The organism is Psychrobacter sp. GTC18467 (assembly GCF_055397455.1).
Genome location: NZ_AP038920.1, coordinates 2,391,619 through 2,412,549 on the forward strand (window position 1 = coordinate 2,391,619; position 20,931 = coordinate 2,412,549).

At 42.1% G+C, this 20,931-nt stretch carries 16 protein-coding genes, 1 tRNA gene, 1 pseudogene and 1 other annotated feature; of the genes and pseudogenes, 11 read left to right on the top strand and 7 right to left on the bottom strand.

Going from position 1 to position 20,931, the window contains the following annotated elements; genetic code table 11:
- From ACZ5XY_RS10615 to ACZ5XY_RS10650, 8 genes are all read left to right on the top strand, one after another.
- A complete protein-coding gene (locus tag ACZ5XY_RS10615) occupies window positions 1-3,243 on the top strand; it encodes an RHS repeat-associated core domain-containing protein (RefSeq protein WP_464741496.1) in 3,243 nt (1,080 codons plus the stop codon).
- 44 nt (window positions 3,244-3,287) lie between these two features.
- Window positions 3,288-3,626 carry an IS630 transposase-related protein gene (locus ACZ5XY_RS10620; RefSeq protein ID WP_464741096.1) on the top strand — a complete coding sequence of 113 codons (339 nt, stop codon included), beginning with the start codon at window positions 3,288-3,290 and terminating at the stop codon, window positions 3,624-3,626.
- Window positions 3,613-4,137, top strand: coding sequence for an IS630 family transposase (locus ACZ5XY_RS10625; RefSeq protein ID WP_464741094.1), 525 nt, complete (start codon window positions 3,613-3,615; stop codon window positions 4,135-4,137). The genes ACZ5XY_RS10620 and ACZ5XY_RS10625 overlap by 14 nt, the downstream gene beginning before the upstream one ends.
- A 228-nt stretch (window positions 4,138-4,365) precedes the next feature.
- Window positions 4,366-5,229: a hypothetical protein gene (locus ACZ5XY_RS10630; RefSeq protein WP_464741498.1), complete on the top strand. Its 864-nt coding sequence runs from the start codon at window positions 4,366-4,368 to the stop codon at window positions 5,227-5,229.
- Window positions 5,230-5,318: 89 nt separating this feature from the next.
- A protein-coding gene (locus ACZ5XY_RS10635; protein ID WP_464741500.1) for an IS3 family transposase occupies window positions 5,319-6,538 on the top strand; the annotation gives its coding sequence in 2 pieces (ribosomal slippage) (window positions 5,319-5,604 and window positions 5,604-6,538; 1,221 coding nt in all).
- Window positions 5,594-5,710: a sequence feature (AL1L pseudoknot), on the top strand. (Overlaps the previous gene by 117 nt.)
- An 85-nt stretch (window positions 6,539-6,623) precedes the next feature.
- Window positions 6,624-11,894 (top strand): phospholipase effector Tle1 domain-containing protein, encoded by a 5,271-nt coding sequence (locus tag ACZ5XY_RS10640; protein WP_464741502.1) that lies wholly within the window; start codon window positions 6,624-6,626, stop codon window positions 11,892-11,894.
- A gap of 11 nt (window positions 11,895-11,905) precedes the next feature.
- Complete coding sequence (locus ACZ5XY_RS10645; protein ID WP_464741504.1) at window positions 11,906-12,589, top strand: hypothetical protein; 684 nt, start codon at window positions 11,906-11,908, stop codon at window positions 12,587-12,589.
- Between the two features lie 207 nt (window positions 12,590-12,796).
- The gene (locus ACZ5XY_RS10650; RefSeq protein WP_464741506.1) at window positions 12,797-13,042 is read left to right on the top strand and encodes a hypothetical protein; all 246 of its coding nucleotides are present in this window, start codon (window positions 12,797-12,799) and stop codon (window positions 13,040-13,042) included.
- Window positions 13,043-13,044: 2 nt separating this feature from the next.
- On the opposite strand, the pseudogene ACZ5XY_RS10655 reads toward ACZ5XY_RS10650, so the two are convergent.
- From ACZ5XY_RS10655 to ACZ5XY_RS10675, 5 genes and pseudogenes are all read right to left on the bottom strand, one after another.
- Window positions 13,045-13,266, bottom strand: a pseudogene (locus tag ACZ5XY_RS10655) (integrase core domain-containing protein); the annotation flags it as partial.
- 222 nt (window positions 13,267-13,488) lie between these two features.
- On the bottom strand, window positions 13,489-13,806 hold the full coding sequence (locus ACZ5XY_RS10660) for a hypothetical protein (protein ID WP_464741508.1): 318 nt from the start codon (window positions 13,804-13,806) through the stop codon (window positions 13,489-13,491).
- Between the two features lie 12 nt (window positions 13,807-13,818).
- Window positions 13,819-14,109 (bottom strand): hypothetical protein, encoded by a 291-nt coding sequence (locus ACZ5XY_RS10665; protein WP_464741510.1) that lies wholly within the window; start codon window positions 14,107-14,109, stop codon window positions 13,819-13,821.
- The gene (locus tag ACZ5XY_RS10670; RefSeq protein WP_464741512.1) at window positions 14,096-15,376 is read right to left on the bottom strand and encodes a tyrosine-type recombinase/integrase; all 1,281 of its coding nucleotides are present in this window, start codon (window positions 15,374-15,376) and stop codon (window positions 14,096-14,098) included. The genes ACZ5XY_RS10665 and ACZ5XY_RS10670 overlap by 14 nt, the downstream gene beginning before the upstream one ends.
- Window positions 15,377-15,392: 16 nt before the next feature.
- Complete coding sequence (locus tag ACZ5XY_RS10675) at window positions 15,393-15,608, bottom strand: hypothetical protein (RefSeq protein WP_443576147.1); 216 nt, start codon at window positions 15,606-15,608, stop codon at window positions 15,393-15,395.
- A gap of 197 nt (window positions 15,609-15,805) precedes the next feature.
- Between ACZ5XY_RS10675 and ACZ5XY_RS10680 the strand changes: the two genes are divergently transcribed.
- Complete coding sequence (locus tag ACZ5XY_RS10680) at window positions 15,806-16,042, top strand: helix-turn-helix domain-containing protein (RefSeq protein ID WP_464741514.1); 237 nt, start codon at window positions 15,806-15,808, stop codon at window positions 16,040-16,042.
- 358 nt (window positions 16,043-16,400) lie between these two features.
- On the opposite strand, the gene ACZ5XY_RS10685 is transcribed toward ACZ5XY_RS10680, so the two are convergent.
- Window positions 16,401-16,476, bottom strand: a tRNA-Gly gene (locus tag ACZ5XY_RS10685).
- Window positions 16,477-16,557: 81 nt separating this feature from the next.
- Window positions 16,558-17,388 (bottom strand): DUF5020 family protein, encoded by an 831-nt coding sequence (locus ACZ5XY_RS10690; protein ID WP_464741516.1) that lies wholly within the window; start codon window positions 17,386-17,388, stop codon window positions 16,558-16,560.
- A 657-nt stretch (window positions 17,389-18,045) separates the two neighbouring features.
- On the opposite strand from ACZ5XY_RS10690, the gene ACZ5XY_RS10695 reads away from it, so the two are divergent.
- Together ACZ5XY_RS10695 and ACZ5XY_RS10700 are read left to right on the top strand one after the other, a co-directional pair.
- A complete protein-coding gene (locus tag ACZ5XY_RS10695; RefSeq protein ID WP_464741518.1) occupies window positions 18,046-19,821 on the top strand; it encodes a potassium/proton antiporter in 1,776 nt (591 codons plus the stop codon).
- 126 nt (window positions 19,822-19,947) lie between these two features.
- Complete coding sequence (locus ACZ5XY_RS10700) at window positions 19,948-20,874, top strand: bestrophin family protein (RefSeq protein WP_464741520.1); 927 nt, start codon at window positions 19,948-19,950, stop codon at window positions 20,872-20,874.
- Window positions 20,875-20,931 lie beyond the last annotated feature (57 nt).

The following is a 20,931-nucleotide window of genomic DNA, read 5'->3' on the forward strand; positions in this document are numbered from 1 at the left end:
ATGCAACCGACCTCGATCAGTCGTCCCAGTGTGGTTGAAGGCAAAACCTCACAGACTAAGCTCGTCTATGATGCGTCGGGTAACGTGGTGTCATTGACAGAACAAGGGTTCCGACCTGTAACTGCAATCAGTCAAGCACAGCCAATCAGCCGTACAACTCGCTATCGCTATGAGCGTATCAATGGTAAGCAACAACTGATAGTAGTGGATGGTCCTCTGCAGGGCAGTCAAGATACAACACACTATCAATATGACAATCAGGGTCAGCTTATTCGTATTAATTATTCTGAGGGTCTGACGCAATCGATGAGCTATGATGCTCAGGGTCGCTTGACTACCTTAACTGATATAGACGGCACAATAAATCACTATCAGTACAATGCCCAAGGTCAAGTTATCCAAAGCAATCAAGCAGGAAAAGTTAGTACCATCGGCTACGACCCCTTAGGTAGAATCCAGCAGATCACTGATCCACTCGGTCAGATACTCAGCTATCAGTATGATGCTGGTGGGCAAATCATCGGTATGAGCGATGGCAAACAGGCGCAGATTGATTTGACTCGTGATACTGAAGGTAATCTAACCGCTGCTAATTTGTTAGTTGATGGCAAAGTAGAGCAGAAAACTGAGTTTAAAACGGCTAATAATGCGACGAAGCAACAGCTATTAGCCAATATCCAAGCCATCGCTAAAGATGGACAAAGCAACAGTGCACGTCCTGACGTTATTATTAATCCTTATGAGAGAATAGGCGTCCTAATAAATCAGACTCCCACATTTGTGCAAGCGCAGATAGAGCAAACAGACGCTCAAGGGCTAATTACCACTTATACGGCTGACGACTTTGGCAACATTGTGGCAGTGAATAGTCCTACTACGGGCATTAGCACCTACCATTATAATCAAAACAGCTTACTTATCGGTAGTCAATCACCCCTAAACACTCAAGCCTATCAGCGCGATACTATCGGGCGCATTACTGGTATTAGCGTAACATCACCCGATGGAAGCGTTGAGCAGCACCGTATTGAATGGGGCAAGCACAACAAACCTATTACCATTATTTATCCTGATGGCGAAGAGAGTTTTAGCTACAATGAGAACGCTCAGCTACTAACCCATATTCAAAATATTAATGACCAGCACTTTACGCTCAGCTATAGCTATGATGATCAAGGTCGCGTTGAGTCCAAAACCCTACCCAGTGGCGAAGTCATCAAATACACCTACAATAGCGAGGACAAGAAAAAGGTCGGCGTTCTAAACGGCATTTATTTAAAAGGCGTCTGGGACAAACCTATTATCACAGGTCTTAATTCAGACAGTGACACTAGTCTTATGCAGCGCTTTAACTTCGGTAACGGCATTAGCAACCTTGTGGAAAAGGATCAAAACGGTCGCACTGTTTTAGCTGGTAATCCTAAAGTTGGGCAAACCACCCTCAACTACGATCCCGATCAAAAGCAATTAGAGCCTGAGCAAGTCGCTCAAACCCACAGTGGGCAAATAGGTGAGGCTATTCAACCTCAAAGCGCTGTCAGTCAACAAGTTCGCCAAGTTCTTGATCAAGTCCTCTATAATCGTGTCCCAGAGCCGTTGACCGTACCACAAAATGACATCGTTGAACAAATCAGTCAAACCTCTGAAATGGATGAATGGGGCAGAACGGTCAGGCAAGGCAATCAGCACTACCAGTACGACAGTCAAAACCGACTCATTAAGATTACCAGTATTAATGAGACAGGGCAGCTAATACCTGTCGCCAGCTATCGCTATAACACCTTTAATCAACGTATTGCCAAGACTATCTATAGCAATCAAGGTGCTAAGACCAAAACTACTTACTACTTCTATGATGGCAATCAGCTTATTGCCGAAACTACAGACTCAGCTACTCAAACGGCGAGGAATCTTAAACAGTATATTTGGCTGAATGAAACGCCCATTGCTATCCTACAACAAAACGATCTGTATTACATTCACACCGATCATAGAAACGCGCCGATAGCGGTCACTGATAACACCAGTAAACTGGTGTGGCAAGCGGATAATGAAGACTTTGGTTATGCCAGTATCAACGCGAAAAGCACATTTGAGTTAAACTTACGCCTATCTAATCAGTACTATGATAGTGAAAGTGGTCTGCACTACAATACTAACCGTTATTATGACGCGCTAAATCAGCAATATCTCACCCCTGATCCATTAGGACTAGCAGCAGGGCCTGACTTATTTTCCTTTGCTCTCAATCAGCCGCATTCAGTTAGTGATCCGGATGGACTTGCGCCCAAAGTAGACTACAATAGTTTTGCTGACAAGCTATATCATTCTAGTGTTATTGGAATTAAAGGCTTAGATGCATCATTTGCCCAATTCGGTAATGAGCTTTTAAAGCTTGTCAGCAATAAAACAGCATTAACTGTAGTTGGCGGAGCGTTTGCCACATGGGGGGCACTACATTTTGTTGGGGTAGGACAAGTTGTTGATGCGTTTTTAGTAGCAACCTTGGCTGCTGCAGTAGGACCATTGAAAGTAATTGCCGCCGCACAATTTGTCTGGGCGTTTTCTAAATTTATATCTAAAACTTATACAGCGACGTGTTATGCCGATCTAGAGGCTGCAGGAAAGATATTTTCGGATGGTATGAGAAATGCCTTAGTTGGTTTCGGTTCCGCTACCGTGATAAATAAGGCAATACCGTTCATTAAAAGCTTTGGTAAATATATAGATGATGCCAAAGCATTATATAAAGATAGTGCTGTTACAGGCTATATCAGACAAGCTACTCAAAGAAGAGGGAGAACAAGTGTAGCCTTAAAAGGTACAAGCTTAGTAGCTTTGAAGCCTTTTGTAGACAATAGCGGTAAGATCATTCCTAAGTTTTCTGCCAGTTCTCGTTACTCTTGGCAAGAACCTCCTGGTAGAGGTGTGATAGCTTCTAAAGAATTCCCAAAATGGAATTTAGCTAAAGAAAAGTTACACGTAGCGGCTATGGAAAAATTTATCAAAGAAACTGAAAAGCCTGTAGCTACTTGGACACCGCAAGCTGGCAACGGTAATGGATTTGATTATGCTTACTTAAGACCAAACGGTAAGCTAGTAATAGTGGAGGCTAAGGCAAATAATGGTTACAACAGCGCTTTAACCGCTTTTGGGGGAGGAGCAAAAGGGACTAGACAAGTTGAAATAAATGAAGGAAGACTAAGAGATGTAATCAATGCTAATATAGCCAAATCACCCTAAAAATGTTATAAAATAAAACATCTTAACTAACACCTCAATGAATCATGACCTATTCCTTAGACTTTCGCAAACAAGTGCTTAAAAGCTTAGATAAAGGCATGACCTTTGCTGAAGCTGCCGTATTTTATGACATCAGCCCGACCACCATTCAAAAGTGGAAGAAGCGGCTTCACAGTAAAACCACTCGCAATGTCACCGCGCGAAAGATACCCGATGATGCGTTGCGTAAAGACGTTGAAGACTATCCCGACAGCTATCATTACGAACGTGCTGCCCGCTTGAACTGCAGTGCCTCAGGGATTTGTGAGGCATTAAAGCGCTTGGGAATCAGCAAAAAAAAAGACCTTAGAACACCCAAACGCTTGCCCGATGAAAAGAGCTGAGTTTGAAGCCAAGCTTCAGTGCTTCAAACAGCAAGGCTTTCCCATCGTTTATATGGACGAAAGTGGCTTTGAGCATGAAACGATAAGACCATATGGTTATGCACCGATAGGTAAGCCCTGTATCGACAGCGACAATTGGCAAGGCAAAAAACGTACCAACGTCATCGGAGCTTTATATCAAAAGGCCTTGTTTGCGCTAGAATTCATTGAAAAGAACGTCAATTGGCGGGTGATTTATGACTGGTGCAAGTACAAACTGATTCCAAGCCTTAAAACCAAATGTGTGATTGTTATGGATAACGCCTCCTTTCACAAAAACCGTCGCATTGCCAAACTGCTCAACCGTCATGGTCATCGTATCCTTTGGCTGCCGCCTTACAGTCCTGACTTAAATCTTATCGAAAACAAGTGGGCTCAAGTAAAATTCTTAAGACAAGGTTGGATAGAAAATGACTTATCAAAGCTGTTTTATGACATTCATCCAAACCATAACTCTTTTAAAGTGAACTGACTATAGAAGTAGGCTTACTGATTCTCAGTATCAAAAGGTATTAGCGCAAATTAGAAATAGAAATTATGAAACTGAACTCTACGTTAGTTCTAGAACTAAACTATCAGCGACAAACATAAATAAAGCGAATAAGAGTATGGGAATGCCTTTATCACGAATAATTGAGTTACCAGAAATTTTACCTTAAAAATAAGTGACTAAATTTCGAAACTATCAATAGAGGTTTTTATGTTTAATGTATTTAGAAAAAACAGTATTCAAAAGAGTAAAAGTCAATGGAATAAGACATTACAATTGAGGATATTGCCTGAAGCAGAATATTATTATTCAACAGTTAACACATTCAATAAATCATTTGTTGAAGAAGAGGTTCATCAAACCTTTAGCCCCCATTTTTCAGTTAATGATTATTTGAATACAGCACTATACCTAACCTACGCTAACTTCGATAAACAAGTTGCAATCGCCTATTTTAAAGTAGCTTTAAAGATAGCTAATAAGATACTAGAATTATCACAAAACGAAACGAAACGTTGGAACGACGAAGATTTATTTACTGACTTATTTAAGCCAATCATATCTATCGATAAAATATTTCTCGATGCTGTATTAACAGATGAAACCATAGATAATGCTAGATTGTTTCAATTTAGCGTTGATCTACTAGAAAACTTTAAAACCTACAAAGGAACATTATGGGAAGATGTCACTCAAAGCAGGTATATATTGAATGTTTGGAATTTGATCATAGCAGGTCAGTTTCAAGATGCCAAAATGCACTTAAATATCAAAAAGAAATTTAGCTATGTTGAAGATTTATTTAATTGGACAGTGCAAATTAACACCTTATTGATCGCTCAGCAGTCTGGAGATAAGGTAGATGCTGAATTAAAGCAAATATTCGACGATGTCTTTAATACTATTCGCTCTCCTTACTGGAAAACGAATGAGCAAAAAGAAGAGAATAAGTTCCCTATAACCATGAATGCTGACTATGTACGCTTTCAACTGGCTATTATTAGATGGCTATATATTGAGAAGCAGTCTTTAACAGACCATTGGAGTGAGGTTTTGGCGCAAGTTTCAAAATAATTATTTAAATATAATATGAGCATAAATAAAAGAACTTAGTGAACCGCCCCGGAATTGTCGGAGACCTAATATTCTGAGAGAATACAACGATGAAAACACGACACTACACCCCCGAGATTAAAGAGCGCGCCGTTCGCATGCTGATTGAAGCATTAAGCGACTATCCCTCTACATGGTCAGCCATTCAAGCCATTGCACCTAAGATTGGCTGTACGCCTGAAACCCTGCGGTCATGGCATAAAAAGCATATAGATCAAACCATTCCTGCATCGGTACAAGCTCAAAGTCAGGAACAGCGTATTAAAGAGCTTGAACGCGAAAATAGAGAGCTTAAGCAAGCCAATGAAATCATAAGGAAGGCGGCTGCTTTTTTCGCCCAGGCGGAGCTCGACCGCTGACTAAGACAATGGTTAGGTTTATCGATGAGCATAAATATCAATACGGGATCGAGTCAATTTGTAGAGTCCTACCGATTGCCCCATCAACCTACTACCGTGCTAAAGACTTAGAGGACTGCCCTGAGAAGCGCTCATTACGCAGTCAGCATGACGACTTCTACATTAGTGAGATTAAACGCATCTGGCAGGACAGCAAATGCCGCTATGGCGCTCGTAAAGTATGGCAGCAGATGAAAGCGGATGGGTTAAAGGTGGCTCGTTGCACTATAGAGCGGTTAATGAAGCAGTATGGTCTGCAGGGGGTTTGGCACGGTAAGGGTAAGATGACCACCAACAGCCGTGACGATCAAAAGCGTGCTGATGACTTGGTTAATCGCAACTTTAATGCCCATCGTCCTAATCAGCTGTGGGTTGCAGATTTTACTTATATCAAGACAACGAGTGGCTGGGTCTATACTGCTTTTATCATTGATGTGTTTGCCCGCGCTATTGTGGGCTGGAAAGTCTCTAATCGCATGAATACTGATATGGTAATGGCGGCATTGAACCAAGCAATAGCAGATAGAAATAATCCCAAAGATGTGATCCATCATAGCGATCGAGGGGTTCAGTACTTATCTATTCGCTATACTGATAAGATGTCTGACAGCGGTGTTATTGCTTCTGTTGGTACAACAGGCGATTCATACGACAACGCATTGGCTGAAACGGTCAATGGACTCTATAAGTCTGAGGTGATTAAGTATCTAAAGGAGAGTTGGACTGGCGTTAATGATGTTGAACTGGCAACCCTTGAATGGGTGGACTGGTTCAATAAAACACGATTGCATAGCACGATTGGTTATGTGTCACCTTTTGAGTTTGAAAAACGGTATTATGATAATTTAACCCTGTCAGGCATGGCTGTCTGACTCAAGTAAAACACTCTCCGATATAGTCGGGGCGGTTCACAACCTATTGACGGGCAATAAGTTTGAATCTGCCAGCGACATACAAATGAGAGGAGATGAATACGCGCTCAGCTTTAATCGTTACTACAACTCAAAAAGCACCCAGCGCGGCATCTTAGGTATAGGTTGGCGTCATGACTACGACATGCAGCTGCAAGACACGGACAATCAGATAAACATCCTCCAAGCCGATGGTCGCAAGATTGACTTTTATAAAACGGCTACAGCGCTTGACAACTCTACCTTATTTGTCACTCGCTATACCGCCCATAAGCCTGAGCTTGGCTACTTGGAGCGCACCCAAAGCACTGATCCTAGCAAAGCTGCTTGGGTTTGGACCCTGCCCACAGGCAAGAAATTTGAATTTATCATTCACAAACAAACCGACATCACCAACCAGCTTGGACTTCAGCGATTTGGTCAACTCTCTCGGGTGACCGAACGGGAGAGTGACCCAAGCAGTCCTTACTGGTCACTAACTTACGGCATCGATGGCAAACTTGCCCAAGTGAACAATCATTTAGGTGATCGTCTAAAATTTAGCTATCAAACTACCACAAGCGGTCTACCTAGAGTCACCGTCAGCAGTAGTACTCATAATCAAAGACCGAGCAGCAAGAACGATAGCAATAAGCCCTCTCAGCAAAGTACAACTTGGCACTACTTTTTGGATAAGAACAACAACCTTGCTCAAGTAGTCTCACCAAATGGTGATAGAACCGGTTATGCTTATCAAGACCCCAATGACAAACATAACCTCACAGCCAAATACCGCTATGAAAGTAACCAAGCGCAGCTGATCAGTCAATGGACCTATGACGCTTATGATCGAGCGATTAGCTCGTCTCATAAAGACGGTATAGAAAAAGTCAGCATCGCCTTTGATCCTGATACCGTGGTGCCAACCAAAGCAGGTCATATCTTTACCAACCGTATAACCAATAGTGTGGGACAAACCACGGACTACCGTTACCGCATTATGAATGGGGACGCTCAGCTATTGTCGGTGATAGGAGCGGGGTGCGTGAGCTGCGGTGAGCCTAATGTCAGCTACGAGTATGATAAGGCGGGTCGGGTGACCAAAACCAGTCAGCTTGATGATCAGGGACAAGTGGTGTCATCCACAGTCATAGCGTTTGATACGCTCGGGCGGGTCACTCGACGTACTATTTCTAATAGTGACAATACATCTACACAGGTTAGTATTAATTATTTATACCTCTCTAATGATCCTAAAGACTATAAATTCGCTCTTGTTGTAAAAGAGTGGCAGGACAGTGTAGCAGCCGATAAGCAGACTGGCATAAGTTATGTTTATAATAAGCAAGGACGACCTGTTGAGAAGACAGAGTTTGGTTATACTCCTGATGGTTTAGCCATTTCTCGTACTCAGCTTTTGACTTATGATGATAAAGGTAACCTGAGCCAAGTGTCTTTACGAGATAATAATAATCCTAATAGTAAACCTATAATCATAGAAGCCTATACTTGGTTTGCTAAAGGCAGTATAAAAACTTCTGCAAAACCTAACTTTGGCGAGATGACTACTTTTGAACACAATGCAGATGGTCAAACCACTGTAATAGAGCGTAAAAATAATCAAGAGACAACGACTATTAAGATTGAGTATGGCGATAGCAAGCTTCCTATATCTGTTTCTCGCTACCTCAATGGAGAACTCTTAAATGGCGTCAAGTATCAGCGCAACACTAAAGGTGATATTACTACCGTCAGTGATCTAGAAGATAACTTTATCGCAAGCTACGCTTATGATGATGCTGGACGTCATCTTGGAGAGTTAACGCCAAAAGGAGCCATGTTCAGTCATTTGGATACAGAAGGTAGACCTATTGTAGACTACAGCGTTAGTAATAATAATGTTGATAAGCTTAGTTATCTTTATGATGCCAAAAGTCGAATTACAGGTGTGGGTAGGGATGATACTCGGTTAGTCTCTGTTAATTATAGTAGTGATGGTAAAGTAGCTGATATAGTAGGCGCTAGTGGCGAAAATATCTTGATGCAAAAAAAGGGCTCAGAAACTACTGAGTATGTTTTACCCAATACTTGGGATGCTTTAGGTATAAAAGGAACGACCGTTAAATCGATAAAGTCAGGTGTAACTCGTGTCCAACAAAACAATGATATGACTACTGACTATAGTTACGATGATTTTGGACGTATATCCTACATAGACAGTAAGACAGCAGGGCGCAATAGATATCGTTATGATGCTCGAGATCAGTTAATCAATATTGAATTAGCAAATGGCGTTATTATTAGCTATCAATATGACGAAAAAGGTCGTCAAACAAATAAAAAAGTTATACAAGAAGGTAAAATCGTACAGCAAGTAGCTTGGGAGTTCGATGATAACGATCAATTGATTAGTGCCAAAGGTAATAATCAGCAGATTCAGTATCAGTATGACAATCAAGGCCATGTTATCCAAAAGCGTCTTAGCTTAGCTGACCTTGCCAAACCATTAATCACTAGCTATCGTTATGATAAAGATGGCAGTATGGTAGGCTCTACTTTACCTGATGGTATAGAACTATTAGGCAACGATAATAAAATTCGCTATAAAGCACCTGATGATATTAGAGCGACCACTATCTATAGCCAAAGTACCCATCAAGCTTCTGGTATCAATCAAACCAGCTATCAGCTAGGACAACACATCGTTATGGGTCATTTCTATAATGACAATGGTCAATTCTCAGGTCTAAGCTACCGCAGTCTACCAAAGTCTGGTGACAATCCTTTTATCCGCTCAGCCCGTGCAGATGATGTGACGCCATTATTCAGTCAACAATGGCAGCGTAATTCTGACGGTATTGTCGGTCAAGTCACCGAGCTTGACTATCAAGCCAAGCCAACGGATCATAACTACCTATATGACAGCCAGTATCATCTTATCAATAGCGCTTACCAGCCTGCAGAGCTAGACAATAACTTTACCCCAGTGAAAGCCGCTAGTAAGCAAGCAGCCGATCAAGTCGATAATGATACTATCGAAGCACGTTATATTTATGACGAGCTTGGCAATCGTATATTAGGCACTGATGATACTCAAGTGCTCAAAAAATACCAGTACGATGATAAGGGTCGTTTAACTGCTATCGTGCCTATTGCTCAAAACTCAGATCATCAAAACATTAGTGTTCAAAGCATTGCTTATAATGCTGCTGGACTGCCCACTCAATACGGCGACTACCAGCTCAGCTACATAGCTGGACAGCTGAGCCAAGTCAAAGATAAGTCAGAGAAGCTCATTGCAGAATACACCTACAACGATGACGGGCAACGCATCAAAAAAATAGTCTATCAAAAGGACAATAAACCACTTACTACGCCAAAGATCAGCTATTACGTCTATGAGGACAGCCAGCTCCAGCATGAGCTGGATAGCGATGGCAACATCATCCGTCATTACCTCTATATCGGTAACACCTTAACCGCTACGATGGACTATCCAAAAGGTAATCATGGCAAGCTGATGACATCAGAGCAACCAAACGTTTCGCTATGGCAACGCACCTCAAACTGGGTGAGTCAGCTATGGAATGAAGACACAGCCTATCCAACGATCGACTATGTCATCACCGACTATCTAGGTCGTCCGCGTCAAGTACGAGATGGCGAGACTAACGCGCTCAAATGGCAGTTTAAACCGACTGCCTTCGGTGGTCAGGTAGACGGTAGTATCAATACCAGCACCAAAGACAATGGCTACGAGCTAAACGCGCGCTTTCCGGGTCAGTATGAAGATACTGAGACAGGATTTTATTACAACCATTGGCGTTACTATGACCAAGACACAGGTCGTTATCTATCCGCTGATCCATTAGGCTTAGCAGGAGGTGAGAACTTATATACATACGTGAATGCGACACCGACGCACTTTATCGATCCACCAGGATTATTATTGTTTGCTTTTGATGGAACGGGGAATCAGGATTATGGTAATAACGAACGTTCTAATGTAGTGAAGTTTAGAGATGCTTACCGTAAAGAGCTCAATGAACCAGTTTTTCCAACCAGCTTACTTAAGGGTCAGAAAAAGCAATTTGGTAGCTTTGCGAGTCAAAATGCATTTTATATCTCAGGCGCAGGTACAACCGATCAGTATTCAGGTATTACTGCGCCAGTAGGTGATGGTGGAACTGGATTATCTATTGTTAGCCGCGTGAATAAAATGGTAGATTATTTGCATACCTATTTAGAATTTGTGGCTTCCACTCATACAGGTAAAAACAAACCTAAAACGCCTATTAAAATTGATTTAGACATTGTTGGCTTTAGTCGGGGTGCAGCCTCGGCTCGTATGTTTGCTTCTAAAGTACAAGATCTTATGTCTGGCAAAAATAAAACAATTTTAGTGTCACGTCAAGTGGGAGGGGCGGGAAGACAGTCTCTTGAAATACCATGGAAATATAATAATGCATGGTTAAAGAGCAACTGTAATATTGATTTCAGTTTTAACTTTATGGGGCTGTGGGATACGGTGCCTTCTTATGGTGCAAATCGTGATGACGATGTTGCTGATATGAAAAGGCTTGGAATGTCATTATCTATACCGAGTAATTTTAAAAAGGTCGTCCATGCTGTAGCGGTTAACGAACACCGTGCTCATTTTCATGGACGTTCTATATTCGAAAATCAAGCTCAAGCAAAAAGATATGCAAATTCAGCGAATCGAGTAGAACGTGGGTTCTTAGGCGCGCACTCAGACATTGGCGGCGGTTATAAAGAAGGCGATCTGTCTGATGTATCGTTGATGTGGGTCATTCAAGAAGCGAAAAAAGCAGGCATTAAGTTTAATGACACCTTGATTGCGAAAAAAGGGTGGAATAATGTCACTAACCCTATTGTCCATGACAGTGTCGGCGTAGAGCTATCAGGAATTAATTTTATGCCTGGTCGCGAGTTCCGTTGGGTCGGTACTGATGTAAGAATGTTCGATGGTAGACAGCAGTTTGAGAGTTTTGAACATTTAAGATTTAACTGGGCAGACTCACGACAATTTCAGCCAAAAGACAATAAGAAGACTATGACGAGGTTTGAGGAAATAGAACGTTGGACTCGTGAATACAACAGAGTAGATCAAACGTTGAAAGGACATCCTGTTTGTGGTGAAGTAGTCATGTGTGACGAAACTAAGAGAATAGCTAATTTAAAAGAAAAAGACGCAGAAGGTAATCCAACGATTTTATATGGCAAAAAAGGAGAAAAACACATAAATATTAATGGCTACGTAGCATGGTTAAAGAGTAATGGCTATGGTTTGACTGCTCTAAAAGTCAATGTTAAATAGGGATGATAAGCATGACAAACTTAATAAGAGTTCTGCTGATCAGTATCAGTATATTATCTATCTCTTGTAGCAAAATTGGTTTGACTGACAAAGTTGCAAGAGGTCCTACGCTTAAAATTGGTTTATGGCAGGGGGATTTCGTCTCAAAGCAGTCAGGAACTGAATTATCCTCTTATTATACAAAGCCGCAAATCATCATTGAGCCGCTTACGCCAGTTACCTGTACAAACGGTGAGCTTGAAGTCATGCATTGTGTACTTGATGAAGACCAGCCTTTACCTGAAAAAATAGAGGTTCGCTACGGTCTTTGGGTATCTGATGAGGAAGCGGATAAACGCTTTCCTTCTATACCCGATGAGGCTTATGAAAATGGACCGGACGATAGGAACTTTAAAACACTGGATGAATACTTAAAAGCAGATGAGGCATTCAGAGAGCAAATATATAACCAACCTCAATACAAAAAAACTCGAGAGGCTGAACGAGTGGCTATGGAGCGAGAAATAGACTGGCATACTTATACCATTTATCCAAGGCAAATGATGCAGAAGTATCACGATGATATGAGTTTTATTAATAGGATGCGAGCATCGATAGTTTATTACGACATTACATTCCACTATGACATGAGTGTTACTGAAGAAGATAGCATACTTTATTTAGATCCAGCGTTACCTTGGTGGTTATCCAAATGATTACGTTTTTGAAATACTTGACTGTCTTCATAGAGCTAGATAAGAATTATGTCTGGTTTTTTTAGATGCCCACTCAGACATTGGTGGTGGGTATAAAGAAGGCGACTTGTCTGATGTATCGTTGATGTGGGTTATTCAAGAAGCGAAAAAAGCAGGCATTAGGTTTGATGACAACCTAATTGCAAAAAAAGGGTGGGATACTGTGTAGTGACCAACCCTATCGTTCATGACAGTGTCGGCGTAAAGCTATCAGGCATTAACTTTATGCCTGGACGTGAGTTCCGTTGGGTTGGTGCGGATGTGAAAATGGGGAAAGGCATTCAGCAGTTTGAGAGATTTGAACATTTGAGATTTAACTGGGCAGACTCACGACAGTTTCAACCAAAATATGCTAATAACAATACTATGAGAAGGTTTGGTAATCCTCCCAAACCTAAGACACTTAATAAATAGAATTAAGCTGCCTGATTTAGTTTCTGTATTGGCGTAAAACCGCCATTGCCCATATTCGGGCGTTCATGATTATAATGATATAGCCAATGCTCTGCCTGCTGACGAACTTGATCTAAACTGGTAAATAACTCTTGGTTCAGCTAGTCATAACGTACCGTTTTATTATAGCGCTCAACATAAGCATTTTGCTGCGGCTTGCCAGGTTCAATATAGCTTAAGAATATATCTTGCTGCTTCGCCGGTAATCCTCCCAAACCTAAAACAATTAATAAATAGAATTAAGCTGCCTGATTGAGTTTCTGTATCGGCGTAAAACCGCCATTGCCCATATTTGGGATGGTCTCTAACCATAAGTAATCATCAATTAAAACAGCAAATATAAAAAGCCAAACCGTTTATTGCGGTTTGGCTTTACAGTTTAATCGGTATCAGCTTGATGCTTAGCGTCATCTATGATTTGGAATCCGCCAAAGCGCACTTTCACAAACCGCGCAGCACCAACTGTCTTTTGATCGCCAATAGGGAATATCCGCTGGTACCTCAACAGGGCAGAACCCCCCGCAGTACTTGCAGCAAACATCATCCAAACAGGCATAACACTGAGCGACAGTCTCAAACAACACCTGAGCGCTGATGCCATAGGTTAAGCAAAGCTGATTGACAAATCTAATAAATCCGCCGTTATTATCAAACGACCAGTAGTCCTGACAAAGTCGAAGCTCCCAAGCGGTTTGGGTTAAATTAGGCTGAAGTTTGACGCTCATCACCCCTCCTTATCAATAAAAATGGCCATCAGACGAAGGCAGACACTCATAAAGCTCGCGTTGCAGCTGCCCATAACACTCATCCATCACATCGCTTGATAGCACCGCTAACCGCTTTTGCACCCAAACTCGAAGCGCTTGGTGATTATCAAGCTTTGGATTGACCCCTAAAAAACAAGCCATTGAGTTACCAAAAGGAATTTTTAGCTCACAAATCAACCGATTGGCAATCAGATTGGCGTCATCCATCACCTTATCAGGATAAGCGGCGCCAAACAGCGCCTCAAAATCAATCATTTTCATAAGTCACCGCCTGATTTTCGGTAGCCGTAGTTGAGCAATCGCCATCTTTGCCATGATCACCCTCATCATCATGACCCTCATCAATAAAGGCAGAAGTCACCCTTTCTTGACTGGCAATCAGCAAATTATCCATCGCTGAGCCATCTTGACGCGTGATGTCAGGAACATAGCGGCTATACACCCGAAACAGCATCTCCGTGCTACTGTGACCCATTTGCCGAGCGATCCACTCAGGATTTTCCCCCGCTGCCAGCCAAAGCGTTGCTGCTGTGTGCCGAGTCTGATACGCCCGCCGGTGTTTCAGACCAAGAAGCGCCAGCAGTGGCTTCCAAACCCGCCGATTTACATTGCGATACTCCAAAGGATTACCTTGAGAATTACAAAATACAAACTCTGACTTGCCAAAGCTTGCGCGCTTTTGTTCTTGCAGCGCCTCATAAACCAATTGCGACATGGCAATATCACGATAAGAACCAAACGTCTTTGTCGGTCCCATCTCCCCATCCACCAGCGCCGCTTTAACCTGAATCTCCCGGCGCTCAAAATCCACACAGTCCCACTTAAGACCATCAATCTCGCTAGTACGCATTCCCGTAAAAAACCGAGTGGTGTAGTAGGGCTTATAGTCGCTACGAACATACGTTAAAATCTGCCAAACCTCATCCAACGTAAACGGATTCACATCAGCTTTGGCCTGCTTTAGATTCTTAATGTTCTTATACGGCATCTCAAACTCATAGCGATCGGCCGCCTCTTGTAGTATCATACGAAGCAGTATCATGATCTGGTTGATTCGTGCTACTGACAGACTTGACTGACCGTCTTTACCGTAGCGCACTTTGCCGAGGGAGCTACGAAAGGTGAGCAAGTCTGTTTTTTTAATCAAATGAATCGCCTTAGCCCCAAAATAAGGCAATAAATACTTATCAATGATGGTCTGAGTTTTTTGTTGATAGCTTGGTCGCCACTCAATCTTCTTTTCATCAAACCAAAGCCCTGCAAACTGAGCAAAGCTAGGATTGCGACTGAGGCAAGCCTGAGCCCGATCCGCAAGCATCGCCATTTCTTGAGCCCGCTCACTTTTAGGAAAATAAGCAGAATAGTCAAAAAGATCCAAGGTAATCTCAGCTTCCATCTTTTCGATAATCTTAGCCAGTTTTTTGCGGTTGGCGGGGGTGTCGTCTAAACTTGTTTTTTCTCGACAGCGAATTCCTAAGTAGCGGAAGTCGACGACTAACTTTCCAAATCGTCCTCGCATAGTAGCCATGGTAACTCTCCTTATATTATTGCAGCGCCATCCCATTAATAGCGCTCATGACAGGTTTGCACATATCCTCTTCGATTCGCTCCCAGACGTATAAGATCTTGCGACCTCCAAAAGGGCGAATGTAGTGAATGTTTTCAATCAGTACCGTGTCTTTAAGCTGATTGCGGATGGTACGAGGATCGTATTTGATGCGCTCAGCCAGTTCATCGGTTGTTAAATAAGTATTGCTCATAATATTTACCTCTTTTCAGTTATTAACTACTTGGATTAAGTGATAGAATAAGAAATGTTCTATCACTTTGTAAAAATGCTAAACTACTAAAGCGAATATTAATTACCATTAAAGAGGTAATTAATAAGCTATTTATGTACTATATTACCTTTTTACGGTGATGTAAAGCATTTTTACCCGAAAACAGGTAAAAATTTATGATTGTTTCTAGATTCCCCATTATTTTGGCTGAGAAAAAGCTACGCGTGGCAGATGTAGTGAGAGCAACAGGAATGAGCAAATCGACTTTGCATAAACTATATAATGATGAATCCTCAAGAATTGACTTTAATACTATTGATCAGCTCTGTGAATTTTTAGAAGTTCAGGTAGGTGATTTATTTGTTTATAGACCTGATACTGAAGAAATAAGTAAGGAGGAGAAGGAGAAATGATGTTCTAGTATTTAAAATTTGAATGAATGTAAGGTTCAAGAAAATTTTAAGACTTGTAAATACGATGGTAAGATCGTATTTTACTTTCGTCATAAACCGGCTTACAAATTAAGCCAAAGATTAAATTTATTTGAAATTTTTTAATAAAAAATTTATTAAGTTGGGGTCAGTTATATAGTTGGGGTTTTATAGCGTGGGCACGAAATGGTCACGTTTTGGTCACGGTGTTGGTTTTTGTAATTTTAACTCATTAGCTAAACTTAACTATCACTCAAAAGTTATTTTAACAAAAAACGCTGAAGCCCTTAAAACTCGGACAAAAAAAAGCCCCACTTTGAAGTGAGGCTTTTTTAAAATTTGGAGCGGGATAAGAGACTCGAACTCTCGACCCCGACCTTGGCAAGGTCGTGCTCTACCAACTGAGCTAATCCCGCTTAAGTCATCGTCAGATGATGAAGGCGTATTATACGCGCTTTTTTAACGATGTCAATACTTTTTCAAAAGTATTTTTAAAATTAGAAATGGTATTTTACCAATGCAGCAACTGCATTTTGATCTACACCATTAATACCAAATTTGTTGTTCCAATAATCGTATTCAACACCAACTTCTAAGCGGTTGTCAATACCAAGCATTGGTTGGATGTTGTATTTGATCTGTGGGTTGAAGTGGATGCTGTTTTTAACATTATCAAATTCGTTGTTAAACGCAAAATCAACATAACCGTCGATCAAGACGTTATCTTTTTCCCAAGCTGAGGTTAAGGTGATTTTTTGGTCGTCACCTTTGGTTTTTACACCACTTGCCGCTTCGGCATTATTAAAAGCGTGATAAAGGGTTGCTGAGGCGTATTTAATTCCTGGAACCGGAATATTTAAGTCCGCGCCAATACCAAGCCAAAGGTTGTCTTGACCAAAACCGGTACTGTTTGAGCTAAACTCATAAACGCCCGCTAAGTTCACTTGTTTTACAAAGCTGTCGTTAAAGCTTGCTACTTTGAACTTTGGCGATACTTTACCAAACGTTTCTCTATAGTTTTTAGAGCCTATCACATTGCCGTTTGCGTCTTTTAGGTCGTACTTATCGCCTTGGTGACGGTCAACAAACGCAAAGATGCCACCCCAGTCGTGGGTTGAGGCATGCTCAAGGGTCATTGTGGTTAAAGAGGCGGTTTCATTGTTAGGAACCATTTTAAAGCCATCGCCATAAAGTGCGGTGATGCTGGTGTCTTTAAATAAAGTTTTGGCTTGGGCGCTACTCATGCCGGCAATCGCGATAGTGGCAACTGCAGCTATAGCAAGTGGTTTGATAGCAGATGAAGCAAAATTTGATGAGTCAAAACGCACAGTCGTACTCCCTTATGTACAGTCGTTGCTTTCTTGTGAAGTGGCAAGTTTTGGCTTATCAAGATGAGTCTTAGCGTCCTGTTAAGATACACTTGATGTCACAAGAAAGTTAGTAATAGCTAAAAGCAGTGGTAAAAAACTGGTTAAAACAACCAAAATCAAAGCTTTAGTAAACGTTCAAAGCAATTTTTCAGTAAAGCAAATTTCCAAATTGTTTGGTGTTTGTTAAAGCTTTGTCACAGTAAATCACACTTTGAAACCTCGGACAACACTCATTTTTATAAATTGAGGGTTGTTTTTAAGGTTTGTCGCTATCCTTTTTTGGCTAAGCTTTTGATTATATTGGCAATAGCTGACCAATTAGTCAGGATTTATTTTTCCTAAATAAAGTAAAATTTTTTCAGAGGGAGTTAACTTTTAGCGCGAATGACTCTTTTTTTGCTGTTAGATAGCCTTGATTTTAAATGTCAACAATAATTAATATTTTTCAGGTATTTTTTTAAAGGCTAGGGTCAAAAAATATGCTGTAATTAGATAAATGTCAGTCTTAAAGCATAGAAACATGGTATAAAAGATAGGGGAGCTCACTAAAAAAGGGGTAATAGCGGCAAGGAGTGCCAAGAGCATGAGTGAATAGATTCAGATAGGGCAGTGGTGATGGATACGTTAAATATCCTATATTTGGTAGGGGCGGTACTTATTTTTACAAGCATTATGGCAAGCACGTTGTCGGCAAGGCTTGGGGTGCCGCTGTTGTTGCTATTTTTGGTTGTAGGAATGCTGGCAGGTGAGGAGGGAATTTTAGGGATTCATTTTTCGCAATACAATATTGCTAATTTTATTGGTCAGGCAGCGCTTGCTTGTATTTTGCTTGATGGCGGATTGCGAACGTCGATTCAGTCATTTCGGGTGGGGCTAAAACCGGCGATTGTTTTGGCAACTTGGGGTGTGGTGGCGACCGTTTTGGTGCTTGGGGTGTTTGTCACTTGGCTGCTTAATGTCGATTGGCGCGTTGGGCTATTAATGGCGGCGATTGTTGGTTCAACGGACGCCGCAGCGGTGTTCTCCCTATTGCGAAACGGCGGCGTTAAGCTCAACGACCGCGTTCAGGCGACGCTTGAGTTGGAATCTGGGGCGAACGACCCGCTGGCGATTTTACTGGTCACAGGACTGATTGCGCTCAATGTTGACCCTGCAGGGCAAACGCTGTTTGGCTTTTTGGGGTTGCTGCTTCAGCAGTTAGGCTTTGGTCTTGGTGTTGGTGTTTTGGCAGGTTATTTGCTGGCAAAAATGCTGCCCAAGGTGCATTTGGCTGAAGGCATGTACGCGATTTTGATTTTATCAGCCGGACTTTCAGTATTTGCCGCGACCAATTTGTTAGGCGGTAGTGGGTTTTTGGCGGTTTATTTGGCAGGGCTGATTATTGGCAATCAAAAGGTTCGCGCGACCGAACACGTCCTTCGGGTGATGGACAGCTTTGCTTGGTTGTCGCAAGCGGTATTGTTTGTGGTGCTTGGGCTGTTGGTGACGCCCTCAAACGTACTCAATGTTTGGCATTATTCAGTGGCGATTGCGGCGTTTATGATTTTGGTGGCAAGACCTATCGCGGTTTATACTAGCGTGCGACCCTTTAAATTTAAAGACCGCGAGATTGCGTTTATTTCTTGGGTTGGACTTCGCGGTGCGGTGCCGATTACGCTTGCGATACTCCCTGTTATGGCAGCGATTGATGAAGCGTTTTTATTGTTCGATATTGCCTTTGGCGTTGTGGTGCTGTCGCTGATTTTACAAGGAACGACCATTCCGGTGATGGCACGTTGGTTCAAAGTTCGCATTCCAACCAACAATGACCCCAAAGAGGAGCACGAAGTTTGGGTGTCGGATACCGCAAGCATTACTCTTTATGAGTTTGAAGTTAAAGCCGGTGCGTTTGCTATGGGACGGCACCCAAGAGCGATTTCAAAGCGGATTAGCCCTGATGAAATTGCGGTATTTGCCTTGGTTCGCAGCGGTCGATTGGTAAAAGTTGAGGCGGATACGCTACTGCAATTTGGTGATATTGTTTGGTATGCCATGCGCGGAGATTATGCTCGGCAAATTGCGCAGATTTTTAATGACACCAAGCTTGATAAGCGCGCCATTGAAGATTTTTACGGCGATTGGCTGCTGTCACCGAATGTTAAATTGGGCGATTTGCCATTTTTTGCGGACTTAAAAAAAGCTGAAGCCAAACAGCTTGGCAGCTCCAAAGCCCCAAGTATTTGGCAGCAAACGGTGGCTGAATTTGTAATGGCAAATGTGGCAACGTCCCCAGTTGCTGGTGATAAAATCGTTGTTAATGAGGAGTGGTCGTTAGTGGTTAAGGAAGTCGATAAAAACGGCGTTCCTTGCGCGATAGGGCTTAAGCATGAGGCACTGGCAGCGGCAGTTTAAAGTTAAAGGCTAAATTCACATAACTAATCTTTGATTCAGCATAAGCTTTGTTATAATTGGCGGCGTAAAATTGACGGTCTCAAATTCTTTGAGGTCTTATTTAATTCTTGCCGTTAGGAAGTTGTCATGATTGTCCGGCAAAAGCTAAGTGCCTTTACGTTATTTTTTGCCCTTCGCGGTTCGGTGCTCCCCCATACTTACCCGCAAATTATTTTAATCACCGCCATCAGTGCGTTAGTCACTTGGATTCAGCATGAGTTTCCAAGCTCGTTTTCAAGCTTTAGCACCGCGCCGTTTACCCTGCTTGGGATTGCGCTCTCCTTGTTTCTAGGCTTTCGCAATAACGCCAGCTATCAGCGTTGGTGGGAGGCGCGCGGGCTTTGGGGTCAACTGGTGTTTGATTCACGCAGTTTTACCCGCCAAATTATGTCCTTTATTGATGACAGAAGTGAAGAAGGCAGGCAAGCGCAAAAAGAGATGGTTTATTTAAATATTGCCTTTGTTCACGCGCTTCGGCATCGGCTGCGCGACAGTGAGCCTTGGGAGGATGTGGATAAGTTTGTTGAAGAAAAATACCATCAGCAAATGCGCGAGAGCAAAAACCTGCCCGATTTTATTATGCGCCTGCTTGGCAAAAAGCTAAGCAACAGCCGTAAAAAGCGCTTGGTCACTGAGCTTATGATGCAAAATATCGACCAACAGCTGACCTCAATCACCATCGTTCTTGCTGCTTGCGAGCGTATCCAAAACACGCCGCTGCCGTTTGCTTATATGCTGCTGGTTCACCGGACGACCTATCTTTATTGCTTTATGTTGCCGTTTGGATTGGCGTCATCGTTAGGTTGGGCAACGCCGCTGATTTGCGCCTTAGTGGCTTATACTTTTTTTGGTCTTGATGCGTTAAGTGAGGAGCTTGTTGACCCATTTGGCTTTGAGGCAAACCATCTGCCGCTTGAGGCGCTGTCACGAACCATTGAAATCAACTTGTTAGAAGCGCTGAATGAAACTGACTTGCCGCCGCCGGTTATGCCTGTAAAAGGTTGTTTACAATAATAAACTTAAAGCCTGTGATTTTTGTTATGCTGATAATAACGCCTTAACAAGGAGAGT